Genomic DNA, 17,777 nt, shown 5'->3' with positions numbered 1-17,777 from the left:
TTAGTTCATTTCCCACAATAAAAACATAATGTTGCCAATCTACACCAATAATTTTGCGGAGCGCGTTTTCCGCATGCGGTCGCAGCGCCGCCGCGTCGCCGCCGGCCGGGTGCCCACGGCCTGCCCGCCTGCGCTAGAATGCGATCCTGCAACTTCTCGCATTTCCTTTCATTTCCTACGAATTGTATTTACCATGCGCCTATTTGTCCTTCCCCTCCTGGCCGCGATGTGGGCGATCCCCGCCGTCGCAGCCGACCCCATCAGCCTCGATCAGGCGATGGCCCATCCCGACTGGATCGGCACGCCGGCGGAAACCGCCTGGTGGAGCTGGGACGGCAAGCAGGTGTTCTACAAGCAAAAGCGCATTGGTTCGCAGCTGCGCGATACCTACCAGGCCACGCCCGGCAAGGCGCGCCTGGTGGGCGACACCGAACTGGCGAACCTGGACAGCGACAAGGTGATCTACAACCGCGAGCGCACCCGCGCCCTCATGCTGCGCAACGGCGACCTGTTCGAACGCGACCTGAAAAGCGGCGCGCTGACCCAGATCACGCGCGGCAGCAACGGCATCATGGCGCCCCAGTATGCCGCCGACGGTCGCGGCGTGCAGTTCCGCGTCGGCCACGAGTGGCTCGGCTGGAACCGCGCCGACCGCCTCATCTCGCCGCTGGCCGCGCTGCGCGCCAGCAAGGACCCCGCCGCCGCGCCGGACGCCGACAATCTGCGCGACCTGCAACTGCGCCTGATCTCCACCCTCAAGCGCCAGAAGGAAGACCGCGACGCCGGCCGCGAGCGCGCGGAACAGGAACGCCGCGCCGACCCCACGCGCGCGCCGGCCCCGATCTACCTGGGCGACAAAGTCGTCATCGACGGCAGCGCGCTGTCGCCGGACGGCCGCTGGCTGCTGCTGGTCACCGCCCCCAAGGCCTCCGACAAGGGCCGCATCGGCAAGCTGCCGCGCTACGTGACCGAATCGGGCTACGAAGAATTCGACGACCAGCGTCCGCGCGTGGGCCGCAACGCACCCGTGCCGCACACGCTCAAGCTGGTCAACCTGGCCACGCGCGAGATGCGCGACCTGTCCTTCGACACCCTGCCCGGCATCACGGCCGATCCGCTGGCGGACCTGCGCAAGGCGCAAAAGCTGCCCGAACTGAAAGGCAACCGCGTGGTGCGCGTGGACGACGACGGCGCCTCGATCGAGTGGAACCGCAGCGGCACCGGCGTGGCCGTGATGCTGCGCGCCGCCGACAACAAGGACCGCTGGATCGCCACCGTCGACCTGGCCGGCGCCACGCTCAAGCCGGTCCACCGCGTCACCGACCAGGCCTGGGTCAACTCCGGCAATAACGAATTCGGCTGGCTGCCCGATAACAGCACGCTCTGGTACCTGTCGGAAGAAAGCGGCTATGCGCACCTGTACACGCGTGGCGGCGACGGCAAGACGCGCGCGCTCACGCAGGGCAAGTGGGAAGCGACCCGCATCCAGTGGACCGCCGACGGCGCCACCGCGTACATGATGTGCAATCCGAAGAACCCGGGCACGTATGAAGTCTGCGCGGTCTCGAGCGCCGATGCGAGGCTGCGCGAAGTGACCGCGCTCGAAGGGGTCGAACAGTTTGCCCTGTCCCCGGACGAACGCAAGCTGCTGCTGCACTACTCGTCGAGCTACATGCCGACCCAGTTGGCGACGGTGGCCGTCAGCGGCGGCGCGCCAAGCAAGTTGACCGATACGCGCTCGCCCGCGTTCAAGGCGCGCAGCTGGATCGAACCGCAGTACGTGGCGGTGCCGTCGACCAAGGGCGCGGGCCAGATCTGGGGCAAGCTGTATCGCCCTGCCACGCTGGAGCCGGGCAAGAAGTACCCGATCGTGATGTTCGTGCACGGCGCGGGCTACCTGCAGAATGTGAGCAAGCGTTATCCGGTGTATTTCCGCGAGCAGATGTTCCACAACATGCTGGTCGAGAAGGGCTACATCGTGCTCGACCTGGATTACCGCGCATCGAAAGGCTACGGCAGCGCATGGCGCACGGCGATCTATCGCCAGATGGGTTATCCGGAACTGGAAGACTACGTCGACGGCGTGAACTGGATGGCGGCGAACCACCAGGGCGACCTGAACAACGTGGGCGTGTACGGCGGCAGCTACGGCGGCTTCATGACCTTCATGGCGCTGATGCGCGAGCCGGACATCTTCAAGGCTGGCGCCGCGCTGCGGCCGGTGACCGACTGGACCACCTACAACCACGAGTACACCGCGAACATCCTCAACACGCCCGATCTCGATCCCGAGGCCTACCGCAAGTCCTCGCCCATCGAGTACGCCGACAAGCTGCGCGGACACCTCTTGATCTCGCACGGGATGGTGGACGATAACGTGTTTTACCAGGACTCGGTGCGCATCGCGCAGCGGCTGATCGAACTGAAAAAGGATCACTGGGAGCTGGCCAGCTACCCGCTGGAGCGGCACGCGTTCGTGCAGCCGGAGAGCTGGTACGACCAGTATCGCCGGATTTACCAGCTGTTTGAACGGACCTTGAAGTAATGGTCCGCGTCATCGCGCGCTGACTTTAAGCCGTCTCTCCCGCCCTTGGCGGGAAAGACGGGGTGCGGCTCAGTCGCCCAGAAAATCCAGTAAGGTCAACGCCACCACCTTGGTCGCCTTGCGCAAGTCGTCCAGCGCCAGGCGTTCATCGGCCTTCTTCGCATTCGATTCCGGCACCGTGCGCGGCCCCGCGCCATACAGCACGGCCGGAATCCCGTGCTCGCCGTACAGGCGCGCATCGGCATACAGCGGCGTGCCCTGCGCCGTGATCTCCTCGCCGATCACCTGCCTGCCGTTCTTCTGCAGGCTCGCCACCAGCTTGTCCGATCCCGGCAGCGGCCGCAGCGCGTGCGACAGCAGCAGGCGCTTGATCTCGACCCGAATCCCGGGCTCGCCGCGCACGGCGTCCTCGATCAGCGCCCGCACCTGCGCTTCCACCGCCGCCGGATCTTCTTCCGGAATCATGCGCCGGTCCATCTTCAGCACGACCTTCCCCGGCACCACGTTGGTATTGGTCCCGCCATCGATGCGGCCCACCAGCATGGTCGGCGAATCGATGCCCGCCACCTTCGACTTGATCTTTTTCAGTTGCGGCAGCTGCCCGTAGATCGCGTTCAGGATGCGCGTGGCCGCCTGCAGTGCGTCGTGCCCGGTTTCCGGCATGGCGCCATGGCCCGACTTGCCGTGCACGGTCACTTCCAGCTGCAGGCAGGCATTGTGCGCGGTGACGATGTTGTAGCTGAAACCCGCCGCGATGACCAGGTCCGGCTTGGTCAGCTTCTGTTCCAGCAGCCAGCCCGGCCCCAGCAGGCCGCCGAATTCCTCGTCGTAGGTAAAGTGCAGTTCGAGCCCGCCCTTGAGCGGCACGCCCAGCGCTTCCAGCGCGCGCACGGCGAAAATATAGGTCGAAAAATCGCTCTTCGACACGGCCGCCGCGCGCCCGTAAATGAAGCCGTCTTCCACCACCCCGCCATACGGCGGATGCACCCAGCCGTCGCCCGGCGGCACCACGTCGCCATGCGCATTGAGGGCGATGGTCGGCCCGCCCGCCGCATACGGCCGGCGCACGATCAGGTTGGTGATGCTCTCCATGCCGTAATCGCGCACCGCCTGGGCCGGCACCGCGTGCTTCTCGGCGCTCCAGCCGAGGGCTTCCACCATCGTCGCCACGGCGTCGGCGTGCGGCGCGTTGTTGCCCGGCGGCGTGTCGGTCGGGATGCGGATCACTTCCTGCAAAAACGCGACCTGTTCGTCGAAGTGGGCGTCGATCCAGTCGACCAGTTTTTCCTGTGCGTTCATCGTTATCCTTATTGAGAGCCTGTCTTGGCGCCGGCTTCGAACCACGCCGCCACCTGGGCACGTTCGGCATCGGTCATATTCGTCATGTTCCCGATCGGCATAGCCTTCAGCTGCACCGACTGCTGGTATATCTTCGCCGCATTCTGCCGAATCAGATCGGCGTTGTGCAGCATCACGCCGGCCGGCGCGCTGGCAAACCCGGGCTGGGTCGGACGCTCGGCGTGGCAGCTCGCGCAGCGCTGCGCGACGATCGCCCGCACCTGCGCGAACTGCGCCGCCGGATCGACGCCCGCAGCGGCGGCGGCAGGCGCCTTGGGCGCGATGGCCACCGCCACCGCCAGCAGCAGCGCCACGCCGGCCGCCGGATAGCGCCACTCCACGCGGCCCCGGTGGCGCAGGTTGAAGAAGTGGCGGATCAACACGCCGGCCGCCATGATCCCGGCCAGCACCGCCCAAGCATGCTCGTGGCGGTAGGTCATCGCGTAGTGATTGCTGATCATGATGAACAGGACCGGCAGGGTGAAGTAGTTGTTATGCACGCTGCGCTGCTTGGCCTTGAGGCCATGGATCGGGTCCGGCTTCTGGCCGGACGTCATCGCCGCCACCATCTTGCGCTGGCCCGGGATGATCAGCATCAGCACATTGGCGACCATCATGGTGCCGATCATCGCGCCGACGTGGATGTAGGCCGCGCGCCCGCTCAGGTATTTGTTCAGCACATACGCGCTGGCGACCAGGAACAGGAACATCACGATCCCGAACGGCAGGTCGCGCTTGCCCAGGGGCGAGCGGCACAGCAGGTCGTAGACGGTCCAGCCGGCCACCAGGCTGCCGATGCCGATGCCGATCGCCTGCCAGGAACCGAGGTCCGCGACGGCCTTGTCGACCATCATCGCCTGCGCATTGAAGTAGTAGACGATGGTGAGCAGCGCAAAGCCCGACAGCCAGGTGGAATAGGCTTCCCACTTAAACCAGTGCAGCTCCCTGGGCAGTTCGGCCGGCGCCACCAGGTATTTTTGCGGGTTGTAGAAGCCCCCGCCATGCACCGCCCACAATTCGCCCGACACGCCTTTTTTCGCCAGCTCGGAACCCGGTGCCGGCGGGCGGATGGTGTTATCGAGCCAGACGAAGTAGAACGAGGCGCCGATCCAGGCGATGCCGGTGATGACGTGCAGCCAGCGCACGATGAGGTTGAGCCATTCGAGGCCGTAGGGGAGCAGGTATCCGAACACTTCCATGGGTTTCCTTGTTGCGTGGGCTGCGGCGATAGTAGCGCGAATTTACCCAAGATAAACTGATTCAAGTATCATTACATGAAATATCGCGTATATTCCACATACTCGAATTCATATACACAACGATGTCCAGCCTTCCCCAACACCTCGACCTGCACCTGATCCGCATCCTGTATCTGCTGCTGGTCGAAAAAAACGTCTCGCGCGTCGCGCTCAAGCTCAATCAGCCGCAGCCCTCGATCTCGGCCTCGCTGCGCAAGCTGCGCGAGCTGACCGGCGACCCGCTGCTGGTGCGCGGCGCGCGCGGCATGGTGCCGACCCAGCATGGCGAAAGCCTGCTCAAGCCGGCCAAGCGCATCCTCGACGAAACCGAAAGCCTGTTCGTCAAAAAATCGCCCTTCGTGCCGCAGGAAGAAGCGCGCACCTTCCACATCGCCGCGCCGGATTACCTGGACAGCCAGTTCCTGCCGAACGTGGTGGCGGCGCTGCGGCGCGGTTCGCCCAACAGCCGCGTGGTGATCCACAGCCTGGGCGGCGGCGTCGATTACATCCGCATGCTGTCGGACGGCGACATGGACCTCGTCATCGCCAACTGGGACGAGCCGCCGGCGCACCTGCACATCTCCAAGCTGTTCGAAGACCCGATCATCTGCACCATGCGCGCCGACAGCCCGTACGCCAAGCGCACCGCCAGCGACGCCATGACCATCGAGGACTACCTCGCCCTGCCCCACGTGGCGCCGTCGCAGATGCTGCCCGGTTACCACGGCGTGATCGACGCCTTCCTGGAGCGCCAGGGCATGCAGCGCAAGGTGGCGGTGGAATCGGCCTATTTCGGCCTGATTCCGTATATGCTGACGCAGACCGACCTGGTACTGACCACCGGCCGCCAGTTCATGCGGTTTTACGAAAAGACGCTGCCGCTGAAAAGCTTCACGGTGCCGGTCAAGTTCCCGCCGATGCGGTTCTACCAGTTGTGGCACGAGCGCGTGCACCAGGCGCCCGAGCACAAATGGCTGCGCGACCAGGTCAGCGCGGCGGCCAAGGCGCTGGTGCAGAAGTAGCGATAGCGCTTATCAGCGCCGGCGTATGTGCGCGCGGCGGCCAGCGCTTATGATCGGTAATCGAAGATGGAATAACCATGACTACACTGACGGATCTGAACAGCTGCGATGCGGCGGCCTTTGTCGACACCCTGCGCGGCATCTATGAACACTCGCCCTGGATTCCCGAACGCGCATTGGCCGCACGGCCGTTTGCCAGCGTCGCGGCGCTCAAGTACGCCCTGCAAACGGCGGTGACCAAGGCCAGCGTCGACGAACAGCTCGGCCTGATCCGCGCCCACCCCGAACTGGCCGGCAAGGCCGCCATCGCGGGCGAGCTGACGCAGGAGTCCACCAAGGAACAGGCCAGGTCGGGCCTGAACCTGTGCAGCGCGGAAGAATACGCGACCCTGCACAAGCTCAATGCCGACTACAACGCGCGCTTCGGCTTTCCGTTCATCCTGGCTGTCAAGGGCCCGGACGGCAACGGCCTGACGCGCAGCGCGATCATCGAGACCTTCACGCGGCGCCTGAAAAACCAGCGCGCCGACGAAATGGCCGAGAGCCTGCGCCAGATCCACCGCATCGCCGAACTGCGCATCAACGACCTGCTCGAACTCACGCTTGCCTTCGGCCCGACCGTGATGCAATGGGCCGAGACCATCGGCGCATGGAGCGAAGCCGACGACGGCCTGACCTGCTCCTACATGACCGCGGTGCACCAGCGCACCGCCGCGCAACTGGCCGAATGGATGCGCGAGGCCGGCATGGAAGCCCATATCGACGCCGTCGGCAACGTGGTCGGGCGCTACCTCGCGCACGACCCGCAGGCGAAGACGCTGATGACCGGCTCGCACTACGACACCGTGCGCGACGGCGGCAAGTACGACGGCCGCCTTGGCATCCTGCTGCCGATTGCAGTGGTGCGCCACCTGCACGAACGCGGCGAGCGCCTGCCCTGTCACCTCGAAGTGATCGGCTTCGCGGAAGAAGAAGGAGTGCGCTTTCGCAGCACCTTCCTGGGCAGTAACGCGGTCATCGGGCAGTTCGACATGGCGCAGCTGGAACAGGCCGACGCCGCCGGCGTGACCATGCTGGAGGCGCTGAGGGCGGCCGGCCATCACCCGGCGGCGATTGCCGGCATCGCGCGCAATCCGGCCGATCTGCTGGGCTTTGTCGAGGTGCATATCGAACAGGGACCGGTCCTGCTGGAGCGCGGCCTGGCGGTGGGCGTGGTGACGGCGATCGCCGGCAGCTCGCGCTACCTGGTCGAGCTGACCGGACTGGCCAGCCACGCGGGCACCACGCCGATGAACATGCGCAAGGATGCGGCGGCGGCGGCGGCGGAAATCGTGCTGCTGGTGGAGCGCCGCTGCACCGGCGCGGGTTCGCTGGTGGGCACCGTCGGCCAGCTGCAGGTGCCGAATGGATCGGTGAATGTGATTCCGGGGCACTGCAAGCTGTCGCTCGACATCCGCGCGGCGGACGACGCCGTGCGTCATGCTGCGGTCAAGGAGATTTTGGACGGCATCGAGGCGATCTGCGGGCGCCGCCACGTGGACGTGCAGATCGAGCAGATCGTCTCGGCACCGGCCGCGCCGTGCGCGCCGGCGCTGATGGACCGGCTGGGCGACGCCATCGAGCGCGCCGGCCTGCCGCGCTACGACCTGGCCTCGGGCGCCGGACACGACGCGATGGCCATGGCAAAGATCGCCGATGTGGCGATGCTGTTCACCCGCTGCGGCAACGGCGGCATCAGCCATAACCGGCTGGAGACCATGACGGCGGACGACGCCGAGATGGCGGCGCAGGTGCTGCTCGACTTCCTGCGCGGCCTCGCCCGTGATTAGGGCGTCAGCACCACCTTGCGGCAGTCGTCCTCTTTTTTATCGAACATCCTGTAGCCCTCGGCCGCCTGCGACAGGTTCAGGCGATGCGAGATGATCGCATTCGGATGCAGCTTGCCTTCCTCGATAAACCTGAGCAGGTCCGGCATGTGCTTCTGCACGTGCGTCTGGCCGGCCTTGATGCCGATGCCCTTTTCGAAGATATCGCCGAACAGGAAGCCGTGAATGAAGCCGGCGTACAAACCCGGCACGCTGACCGTGCCGCCGCGCCGCACGGCCGCGATACACTGGCGCAGCGCCTTGCCGCTGCTGCCTTCGAGTTTGAGGTTGGTCATCACGGTGTCGACCGTGCTGCCCTTGGCTTCGAAGCCGACCGCCTCCACCACGCCATCGACCCCGCGCGCGTCGGTATGGTCGAGGATGAATTCCGCCGCGTCGCAATCATCGAAATTGATCGGAATGACGCCATAGGTTTTCTGCGCAAAATCGAGCCGGAACTTGTGGTGGTCGACCATGAAGATCTTCTCGATGCCCAGCATGCGCGCACTGGCCGCCGCCATCTGTCCCACCGGCCCGGCGCCGAAAATCGCCAGGCTGCCGCCCGCGCCCACGCCGGTATTGAGCACCGCCTGGTATCCGGTCGGCAGGATATCGCTCAGGAACAGCACCTGCTCGTCGGCCAGGTTTTTCGGGATCTTGATCGGCCCCACGTTCGCCTTCGGCACGCGCACGTACTCGGCCTGCCCGCCCGGCACGCCGCCATACAGATGGCTGAACCCGAACAGCGCCGCGCCCGAGCGCAGGCTTTTCTTGTTCATGATCGATCCGCGATCCGGATTGGTGGTCTCGCACGCCGAATACAGATCCATGTCGCAGAAAAAACAGCTGCCGCACGCAATCACGAACGGCACGACCACGCGGTCGCCTTTCTGCAGCCTGGTGACGTTGGGGCCTGTGTCGACCACTTCGCCCATGAATTCATGGCCCAGGATATCGCCGCTTTTCATGGCCGGGATCTTCCCGCGGTACATATGCAGGTCGGAGCCGCAGATGGCGGTGGCAGTCACTTTCAGGATGACGTCGTCCAGCTCCTGCAAGATCGGATCGGGCACGTTGTCAACCTTGACGTCGTTGCTGCCGTGATAGGTTAAAGCGCGCATACACTGTCCTCCTCATGGAAAAGGACAGCCTAGCAAGCAAACTCCGATGCACGAATCAGCACAATACCGCCGTGCCGGTAGGAGGATGCCGACGCGATTTCCTCCCTGAAATTATGAGGACACGATCTTCGCGCGTTCCAGCATGGCGTGCAGCAACACATTGCAGCCCGCTTCCAGGTGGTCGGACCGTGCATCCTCGATTTCGTTATGGCTGATGCCATCCTTGCAGGGCACGAAAATCATCCCGGCCGGCGCCAGGCGGGCCGCGTAGATGGCATCGTGGCCGGCGCCGGACACCACGTCCATCGTCGAGTAGCCAAGTTTTGCGGTCGCTTCGCGCACCGCCCCCACGCAATCCGGATGGAAGGGGCAAGGCGGATAGTAGGACACGCGCTCGATCGCGATCGCCAGCCCGGAATCGCTGCGCGTCCTGTCGATAAACGCCAGCATCTCCTCGTGCATGGTGTTGAGCAGTTCATCGTTCACATTGCGCAGGTCGATGCTGAATTTGACCTCGCCCGGAATCACGTTGCGGCTGTTCGGGAACACCTGCACCATGCCGACCGTGCCGCGCCCGTATGGCGGATAGCGGTTGGCGATCTTCACCACCTCCTGCATGATGTATGTGGATACCTGCAGCGCATCCTTGCGCAGGCCCATGGGCGTGGGGCCGGCGTGCGCCTCCATGCCGCTGACGACGCAGTCGTACCACGACAATCCCATCACGGCCGGCACCACGCCGATCACCTTGTCGGCGTCTTCCAGCACCGGCCCCTGTTCGATATGCGTCTCGAAATAGGCGCCGATCGGATGCCGGCCCGGCACCTGCTCGCCCATGTAGCCGATGCGCGCCAGTTCGTCCCTGACGCTCTTGCCTTCGGTGTCCCTGGCGGCGTACGCGGTCTCCAGGCTGAAGGCGCCGCAGAACACGCCCGAGCCCATCATCACCGGCACGAAGCGCGAGCCTTCCTCGTTGGTCCAGAAAGCCACTTCGAGCGGCGCTTCGGTCGCGATGCCCTGGTCGTTCAGGGTGCGCACCACTTCCAGGCCGGCCAGCACGCCGTAGTTGCCGTCGAATTTGCCGCCGGTCGGCTGGGTGTCGATATGGCTGCCGGTCATGATCGGCGGCAGCGATGGATTGCGCCCTTCGCGGCGCATGAAGACGTTGCCGATCTGGTCGACCGTGACCGACAGGCCCGCTTCCCTGGCCCAGCCGACCACCAGGTCACGGCCCTCCTTGTCGAGGTCCGTGAGGGCGAGGCGCTTGACGCCGCCTTTCGGCGTGGCGCCGATTTTAGCCAGTTCCATCAGCGAGGCCCACAGGCGCTCGCCGTTAATGCGCAGATCGTTCATTGATCACTCCAAAAAAGGCAGACGACGACAGGTCAGGCATGGACTTGGGTGAACGCGGGCCGGTCGACATGCCGTCCCGCCCCTTCGACGGCGCGCAGCTCGCCCCTTGCAAACACCAGGTTCCCCGCATGCAGGGTATGCGACGGGATACCCTTCACCGTACGCCCTTCGAACACGTTGAAGCCGCCCTTGGCAAACTGCGTGCTTGCCGAAATGGTGCGCCTGCCCTCCGGGTCCCACACCACCAGGTCGGCATCCGCGCCAACCGCGACCAGGCCCTTGCGCGGATACATATTGAAGATCTGCGCCGCATTCGTCGACGTCACGCGCACGAACTCGGACGGCGTCAGCATGCCCGAATTGACACCCGCATCCCACACCACCGACATGCGGTCTTCCACGCCGCCGCAGCCGTTGGGAATCTTGGTGAAGTCGTCCTGTCCGGCCGCCTTCTGCTCGGCGCAGAAAGTGCAGTGATCGGTCGCCGTCGTATGCAGGTTCCCGCCGCGCAGTCCCTGCCACAGCGCCGCCTGGTGGTGCTTGCTGCGAAACGGTGGGCTCATCACGTGCCCGCGCGCGAATTCCAGGTCGGCGCTCTGATAGACGCTGTCGTCGATCACCAGGTGCCCGGCCAGCGCCTCGCCGTACACGCGCTGGCCCTTGGCGCGCGCGCGCGCGATCGCGTCCAGCGATTCGGCGCACGACACGTGCACGATATACACCGGCGTGCCGAGTACATTGGCAATCGCGATGGCGCGGTTGGCCGCTTCCGCCTCCACCTCGGGAGGACGCGAGAGCGGATGCGCGCTCGGGCCGGTGATGCCCTTCCTGAGCAGGTCTTGCTGCAACTGGAAAACCAGTTCGCCGTTTTCCGCGTGCACGGTCGGGATGGCGCCCAGTTCCAGCGCGCGCGTGAAGCTGCGCACCAGCGTTTCGTCGTCGGCCATGATGGCGTTCTTGTACGCCATGAAGTGCTTGAAGCTGTTTACCCCATGATCGCGCACCAGCACGCCCATCTCTTCGTGCACCTTGTCGCTCCACCACGTCACCGCGACGTGAAAGGTGTAGTCGCCGGCCGACTTGGCGGCCCAGCCGCGCCACATGTGGTAAGCCTCCAGCAAGGACTGCTGCGGGTTCGGGATGACGAAGTCCATGATCGTCGTGGTGCCGCCCGCGAGGCCGGCGGCGGTGCCGGTAAAGAAGTCGTCGGCCGTCACGGTGCCCATGAACGGCAGCTGCATGTGGGTGTGGGTGTCGATCCCGCCCGGCATGACGTACTGGCCGCTGGCGTCGATCACTGTCGCATTCGGCGGCGCATCGAGCTGCTCGCCGACGGCGACGATCTTGTCGCCGTAGCACAGCACATCGGCGCGGAAGGCGCGGTCTGCGTTGACGACCGTGCCGCCGCGGATAATCGTGGTCATAAATCTCTCCTGTAAGGCAAACGGATATTCAGGGACGGACGGCGCTGAGGGTCGGGACGGCCTTCCCCTTCATCAGCGCGCCGTACACCACTGCGGAAATGGCGATGCCGACGAACCAGGCGTAGGTATACAGTGTCTTGAACACCTCGCCCACGTTCGGAAACGAGGCCGGAAACGCCGCGTTCAGGAAGCCGGGAATGTTCGGCGCCACGCCGGCCACGAAGGCGACCGTCGCGGCCGCGTTCCAGCCGCTTCCGTACGAGTAGACGCCATCGTCGCGGTACAGGTGGGCCACATCGAGTTCGGTTTTGCGGACGAAGTAGTAATCGACGATCATGATGCCGGCGATCGGTCCGAGCAGGGCCGAGTAGCCGATCAGCCAGGTGAAGATATAGCCCTCTGTCGATTCGAGTATCTTCCAGGGCATCATCACCAGCGCGATGCCGGCGGTGATGTAGCCGCCGGTGCGGTAGCTGATGTGCTTCGGCGCCAGCGACGAGAAATCGTAGGCCGGGCCGACCAGGTTGGCGGCCAGGTTGACGCTGACGGTATCGACCAGCAGCACGATCAGTGCGATCAGCACGGCGGCGCCGGTCATGCGGCTGGCCAGGTCGACCGGGTCCCAGATCGCCTTGCCGTACAGGACCACGGTGGCCGAGGTCACGATCACCGCCAGCGCCGCCAGCAAGCCCATTGGCAGCGGCAGGCCGACCGACTGGCCGACGATCTGGTCGCGCTGGGTCCTGGCGAAGCGCGTGAAGTCGGGAATGTTGAGCGCCAGCGTGGCCCAGAAGCCCACCATGGCGGTCAGCGACGGCCAGAAAGTGGACCAGAACTGGCCGGCCTTCTTCCCGCCTTCGACGAACTGGGACGGCTGTTCGAGCAGCGGCCCGAAGCCGCCCGCCTTGTTGTAGACCCAGCCAAGCAGCACGAAGCAGATCAGGATCTTGAGCGGCGCGGTCCAGGTTTCGAGTTTGCGGATCGACTCCATGCCGTGCACGATGTAATAGAACTGGATCGCCCAGAACGCGAGAAAGCACAGCAACTGCATGCCGTTGATGCCCAGGCCCGCGATCTTTGCACCGCCGATGTCGCCCCCCATCATCACGCCCAGCAGGGTATAGATCATGCTGCCGCCGAACCAGGTCTGGATACCGTACCAGCCGCAGGCGACAATCGCCCGCATCAGGGCCGGAATGCGCGCGCCGGTGGTGCCGAACGAGGCGCGCGCCAGGACCGCGTAGGGAATCCCGTATTTGGTCCCGGCGTGCCCGATCAGCAGCATGGGCAGCAGCACGATGGCGTTGGCGATGAAGACCGTCAGCACCGCCTGGTAGCCCGACATGCCGCCTTCGATCAGGCTGGCCGACAGCGTGTACGCCGGGATGCACATGACCATCCCGACCCACAGGGCGGCGAAATGGTACCAGCGCCAGGTGCGCTGCGCGGCGGAGGTGGGCGCGAGATCGTCGTTCCAGAGCTGGGTGTTGGCGGACAGGTCGTTGCTCACAGTGGTGTTCTCCAATTTGGTGACGCGGACTGCGTCGTTCCCGCGACGGCGGGAACGACGGTTCAAGGGCTAGCCAGGCACTTCGGCCCTCGGATTACGCGGATCCTGGGTCCAGTTCATGTACGCCTTGCCGGTCTCCTGCGGCACCATCGTGATGCAGGCCTCCACCGGGCAGGTTATCTCGCACAGATTACACCCGACGCACTCGGACTCGATCACTTCGTACCTGCGCACGCCCGCCGCGTCGATCAACTGCGCGATCGACTGGTGCGACGTATCCTCGCACGCCACATAGCATTTGCCGCACTTGATGCATTTGTCCTGGTCGATCTGCGCGATCACCTGGTAGTTCATGTCCAGGTATTTCCAGTCCGTGGTGTTGGGCACCGCCTTGCCCGAAAACTCGGCGATGCTCGTGTAGCCCTTCTCGTCCATCCAGCGCGACAGGCCGTCCTTCATCTCCTCCACGATGCGGAAGCCGTGCAGCATCGCGGCGGTGCACACCTGCACCGATCCGGCGCCCAGGGCGATGAATTCGGCCGCATCGCGCCAGTTGCCGATCCCGCCGATGCCCGAAATCGGCAAGCCGCGCGTTTCCGGATCGCGCGCAATCTCGGCCACCATGTTCAGCGCGATCGGCTTGACCGCCGCGCCGCAGTAGCCGCCGTGCGTGCTCGCGTTGCCGACGATGGGCAGCGCCACCATGCGGTCCAGGTCCAGGTGCGTGATCGAGTTGATCGTGTTAATCAGCGACACCGCATCGGCGCCACCCGCCTTGGCCGCGCGCGCCGGTTTGCGCACGTCGGTGATGTTCGGCGTGAGCTTGACGATCACCGGCAGCTTCGAATAGGTCTTGCACCAGCGCGTGACCATCTCCACGTACTCGGGCACCTGCCCCACGGCAGCGCCCATGCCGCGTTCCGGCATGCCGTGCGGGCAGCCGAAATTGAGCTCGATGCCGTCCGCGCCGGTCGCCTCGACCTTGGGCAGGATCTCGGCCCACAGCGCTTCTTCGCAGGGCAGCATGAGCGAGACGATCATGGCGCGGTCGGGCCAGTCCTTCTTCACCTGCGTGATCTCGCGCAGGTTGATCTCCAGCGAGCGGTCGGTAATGAGCTCGATGTTATTGAAGCCGATCACCTCGCGGTTCTTGCCGTACAAGGCCGAATAGCGCGACGACACGTTGACGGCGGCCGGGTCTTCGCCGAGCGTCTTCCAGACCACCCCGCCCCACCCCGCCTCGAAGGCGCGCACCACGTTGTAGGCCTTGTCGGTCGGCGGCGCGGACGCCAGCCAGAACGGATTGGGGGACTTGATGCCGCAAAATTCGATGCTCAGGTCAGCCATGGGAAGCCTCCAGCTTGAATTGGATGTCATTGTGAATGGCCATCGCCGCCAGCTTGCCATGCTGGACCGCCTGAACCGTCAAGTCCTGCCCCGGCGCGACGCAATCGCCGCCCGCGTAAATCCCCGTCAGCGCCGTGCGGAACTGCGCATCGACATGGATCTTGTCGCCCTCGCGCGTGATCTGCTGCGCCATCTCGTCCGACAGCCCCACCGGGTCCATGCTCTGGCCGATCGCCTTGAACACGGCATCGGCCGCGATCTCGATAAAGGCGCCGGTGCCGGCAAGGCGGCCGCCGTCCATGCGCGTCTCTTCGAAGCGCATCCCGCGCACGCGGCCGGCATCGTCGAGCAGCACTTCGAGAGGCGCCGCCCAGGTGCGGATGCGCACCATATTGGCCTTGGCGATATCCTGTTCGTGGTGCGTCGCGCTCATCGACTCCGCACCGCGCCGGTACACCAGGGTCACGTCCTCCGCGCCGAGGCGCTTGATCTGCACCGCCATGTCGATCGCCGTATTGCCGGCGCCGATGACGATGGCGCGCTTCGGCACCGGCAGCGCCGTCAGGTCGGTGGCCTGGCGCAGGTCGGCGATGTAGTCGACCGCCGCCATCAGGCCGGGGGCGTCTTCTCCCGTCAGTCCGAGCTGGCGGCTGGCGTTCAGGCCCAGGCCGAGGAACACGGCGTCGTACTGCGTGTGCAGTTCGTGCAGGTGCAGGTTCACCCCGAGGATGCAGCCGTGGCGCACCTCGATGCCGCCGATACTGAGCAGGAACTCCACCTCGCGCTGGGCGAAGTCGCCGGTCAGCTTGTACCTGGCGATGCCGTATTCGTTCAGGCCGCCGGACTTGGCGCGCGCCTCGTAGATGACGACGTCGTTGCCCAGCATGGCCAGGCGGTGCGCGCACGACAGGCCGGCGGGGCCGGCGCCGACCACCGCGATCTTCTTGCCGGTGCGCTCGGCGCGCTGGAAGGGATAGGATTTGAAGGAGGCGTGATCGAGGGCGTGGCGCTGCAACAGGCCGATCTTGACGGGCTGGCCTTCCTCATCGTGATTGCGCACGCAGGCGTCTTCGCACAGGATCTCGGTCGGGCATACGCGGGCGCAGCTGCCGCCCAGGATGTTCTGCTTGAGGATGCCGGCCGCCGCGCCGTTGATGTTCTGGTCGTGGATATTGCGGATAAAGCTGGCCACGTCGATCCCGGACGGGCAACTGCGGGTGCACGGCGCGTCGTAGCAGTACAGGCAGCGCGCGCTTTCGATGGCGGCCTGGCGGCTGGTCAGCGCCGGCGCCAGATCGGTGAACTGTTCGGCCAGTGCGGTGCCGGAGCTGGCCGCATGCGGCAGGTGTTTGAGAGATTCGATCATGTTTACATCCCTGTTTTTATAAGTTCACCTACCCCTTGCGGGAATACCCGGTGCCTCGAGATCCGTCGCCCCCGCGCAGGCGGGGGCGACGGCGCATCAGCTAACCGTACGCATCACCCGCTTCAGGTGCTTTTTACTTCATCTGTGGAAAAGCAAATTCCACGCCAGCACTCGCCGTGTTCGGCCAGCGCTGCATCACCGCCTTGTGCCGCGTGTAGAAGCGCACGCCTTCGGGACCATACGCATGGTGGTCGCCGAACATGCTGCGCTTCCAGCCGCCGAAACTGTTGAACGCCATCGGCACCGGCAGCGGCACGTTCACCCCCACCATGCCGACCTGGATCTGGCGCACGAACTCGCGCGCCGTGCCGCCGTCGCGCGTGTAGATCGCCACGCCGTTGCCGTATTCGTTCGCGTTGATCAGATTGACCGCCGTCGCCACATCCGGCGCGCGCAGCACGCACAGCACCGGCCCGAAAATCTCCTCCTTGTAGATCGTCATATCGGGCGTCACGTGGTCGAACAGGGTTCCGCCCACGAAGAAGCCGTTCTCGCGCTCCGGCACCTTGCAGTTGCGGCCATCGACCAGCAGGGTCGCGCCCTGCTCCACGCCCTCGCCGATCAGGCGCTCGATGCGCTCCTTGGCCGCCGCGCTGACCACCGGCCCCATTTCGGCGTCATGCGCCATGCCGTCGCGGATCTTGAGCGCGGCGGTGCGCTGGCCCAGCGCGCCAGTCAGCTTGTCGCCGGCGTCGCCCACCGCCACCACCACCGAGATCGCCATGCAGCGCTCCCCGGCCGAACCGAAGGCGGCGCCGATCAGGGCATCGGTCGCCATCTCCATGTCGGCGTCCGGCATGACCACCATGTGATTCTTGGCCCCGCCCAGCGCCTGCACCCGCTTGCCGGCGGCGCTGCCGCGCGCGTAGATGTATTCGGCGATCGGGGTCGAGCCGACAAAGCTGACCGCCTGCACCTCGGGATGATCGAGCAGCGCGTCGACAGTGACCTTGTCGCCCTGGACCACGTTGAACACACCGTCCGGCAGGCCGGCTTCCTTGAGCAGCTGCGCGTGCAGCAGCGAGGCAGAGGGATCGCGCTCCGACGGCTTGAGCACGAAGGTATTGCCGCAGGCGATCGCCACCGGGAACATCCACATCGGCACCATCACCGGGAAGTTGAACGGCGTAATCCCCGCCACCACGCCGAGCGCCTGGCGCATCGACCAGGCGTCGATCCCGCGCGAAATCTGGTCGGTGAATTCGCCCTTGAGCAGTTGCGGAATCCCGACCGCGAATTCCACCATCTCGATCCCGCGCGCCACTTCGCCCTGCGCGTCCGAAAACGTCTTGCCATGTTCGCGCGTGAGCATGGCCGCAAATTCGTCGGTATGCGCCTGGCATAACTGCAGGTACTTGAAAAGGACCCGCGCGCGCGTCAGCGGCGGCGTGGCGGACCATGAGGGAAACGCCGCGGCCGCCGCGGCGACTGCGGCATCCACATCGTCCGCCGTCCCCAGCGCCACGCGCGCGCAGGGCGCGCCCATGGCGGGATTGAAGACATCGGCGTAACGGCCGCTGGCCGTATCGACCTTGGCGCCGTTGATGTAATGGGTGATGGTGTCCAACTGCGTCTCGAGAGTGCTCAT

General features: G+C 65.3%; 12 protein-coding genes. 3 read left to right on the top strand and 9 right to left on the bottom strand.

The features are described from left to right. Nucleotides 1–193: 193 nt before the first annotated feature. Nucleotides 194–2,545, top strand: coding sequence for a S9 family peptidase (locus EJB06_RS13780; protein WP_126074591.1), 2,352 nt, complete (start codon nucleotides 194–196; stop codon nucleotides 2,543–2,545). A 69-nt stretch (nucleotides 2,546–2,614) separates the two neighbouring features. On the opposite strand, the gene EJB06_RS13775 is transcribed toward EJB06_RS13780, so the two are convergent. Then, nucleotides 2,615–3,844, bottom strand: a complete 1,230-nt coding sequence (locus EJB06_RS13775; protein WP_198420829.1) for a M20/M25/M40 family metallo-hydrolase — start codon at nucleotides 3,842–3,844, stop codon at nucleotides 2,615–2,617. 8 nt (nucleotides 3,845–3,852) lie between these two features. Continuing rightward, nucleotides 3,853–5,082 (bottom strand): urate hydroxylase PuuD, encoded by a 1,230-nt coding sequence (locus tag EJB06_RS13770; RefSeq protein WP_126074590.1) that lies wholly within the window; start codon nucleotides 5,080–5,082, stop codon nucleotides 3,853–3,855. Between the two features lie 122 nt (nucleotides 5,083–5,204). Here EJB06_RS13770 and EJB06_RS13765 point away from each other — a divergent pair, with 122 nt between their 5' ends. Continuing rightward, complete coding sequence (locus tag EJB06_RS13765; RefSeq protein WP_126074589.1) at nucleotides 5,205–6,143, top strand: LysR substrate-binding domain-containing protein; 939 nt, start codon at nucleotides 5,205–5,207, stop codon at nucleotides 6,141–6,143. Between the two features lie 77 nt (nucleotides 6,144–6,220). Then, nucleotides 6,221–7,972 carry an allantoate amidohydrolase gene (locus tag EJB06_RS13760; RefSeq protein WP_126074588.1) on the top strand — a complete coding sequence of 584 codons (1,752 nt, stop codon included), beginning with the start codon at nucleotides 6,221–6,223 and terminating at the stop codon, nucleotides 7,970–7,972. Here the strand turns inward: EJB06_RS13760 and EJB06_RS13755 are convergent. The 7 genes from EJB06_RS13755 to EJB06_RS13725 all read right to left on the bottom strand — a co-directional run bounded on the left by EJB06_RS13755 (nucleotide 7,969) and on the right by EJB06_RS13725 (nucleotide 17,777). Continuing rightward, nucleotides 7,969–9,129 carry a zinc-dependent alcohol dehydrogenase gene (locus tag EJB06_RS13755; protein WP_126074587.1) on the bottom strand — a complete coding sequence of 387 codons (1,161 nt, stop codon included), beginning with the start codon at nucleotides 9,127–9,129 and terminating at the stop codon, nucleotides 7,969–7,971. The two genes, EJB06_RS13760 and EJB06_RS13755, sit on opposite strands and share 4 nt — an antisense overlap. Before the next feature lie 111 nt (nucleotides 9,130–9,240). Beyond that, entirely contained in the window at nucleotides 9,241–10,482 is a 1,242-nt protein-coding gene (locus EJB06_RS13750; RefSeq protein WP_126074586.1) for a Zn-dependent hydrolase, read from the bottom strand. 32 nt (nucleotides 10,483–10,514) lie between these two features. Then, complete coding sequence (hydA, locus tag EJB06_RS13745) at nucleotides 10,515–11,906, bottom strand: dihydropyrimidinase (protein ID WP_126074585.1); 1,392 nt, start codon at nucleotides 11,904–11,906, stop codon at nucleotides 10,515–10,517. Between the two features lie 28 nt (nucleotides 11,907–11,934). Beyond that, nucleotides 11,935–13,416, bottom strand: a complete 1,482-nt coding sequence (locus tag EJB06_RS13740; protein WP_126074584.1) for an NCS1 family nucleobase:cation symporter-1 — start codon at nucleotides 13,414–13,416, stop codon at nucleotides 11,935–11,937. Between the two features lie 69 nt (nucleotides 13,417–13,485). Continuing rightward, nucleotides 13,486–14,763: an NAD-dependent dihydropyrimidine dehydrogenase subunit PreA gene (gene preA, locus EJB06_RS13735; RefSeq protein ID WP_126074583.1), complete on the bottom strand. Its 1,278-nt coding sequence runs from the start codon at nucleotides 14,761–14,763 to the stop codon at nucleotides 13,486–13,488. Then, entirely contained in the window at nucleotides 14,756–16,129 is a 1,374-nt protein-coding gene (locus EJB06_RS13730) for an NAD(P)-dependent oxidoreductase (protein ID WP_126074582.1), read from the bottom strand. The genes preA and EJB06_RS13730 overlap by 8 nt, the downstream gene beginning before the upstream one ends. Before the next feature lie 133 nt (nucleotides 16,130–16,262). Next, nucleotides 16,263–17,777, bottom strand: coding sequence for a CoA-acylating methylmalonate-semialdehyde dehydrogenase (locus EJB06_RS13725; RefSeq protein WP_126074581.1), 1,515 nt, complete (start codon nucleotides 17,775–17,777; stop codon nucleotides 16,263–16,265).

This window comes from Massilia atriviolacea (genome assembly GCF_003953935.1).
Taxonomy (GTDB): Bacteria; Pseudomonadota; Gammaproteobacteria; order Burkholderiales; family Burkholderiaceae_D; genus Telluria_A; species Telluria_A atriviolacea.
This window is presented reverse-complemented; position numbering and strand designations above follow the sequence as displayed.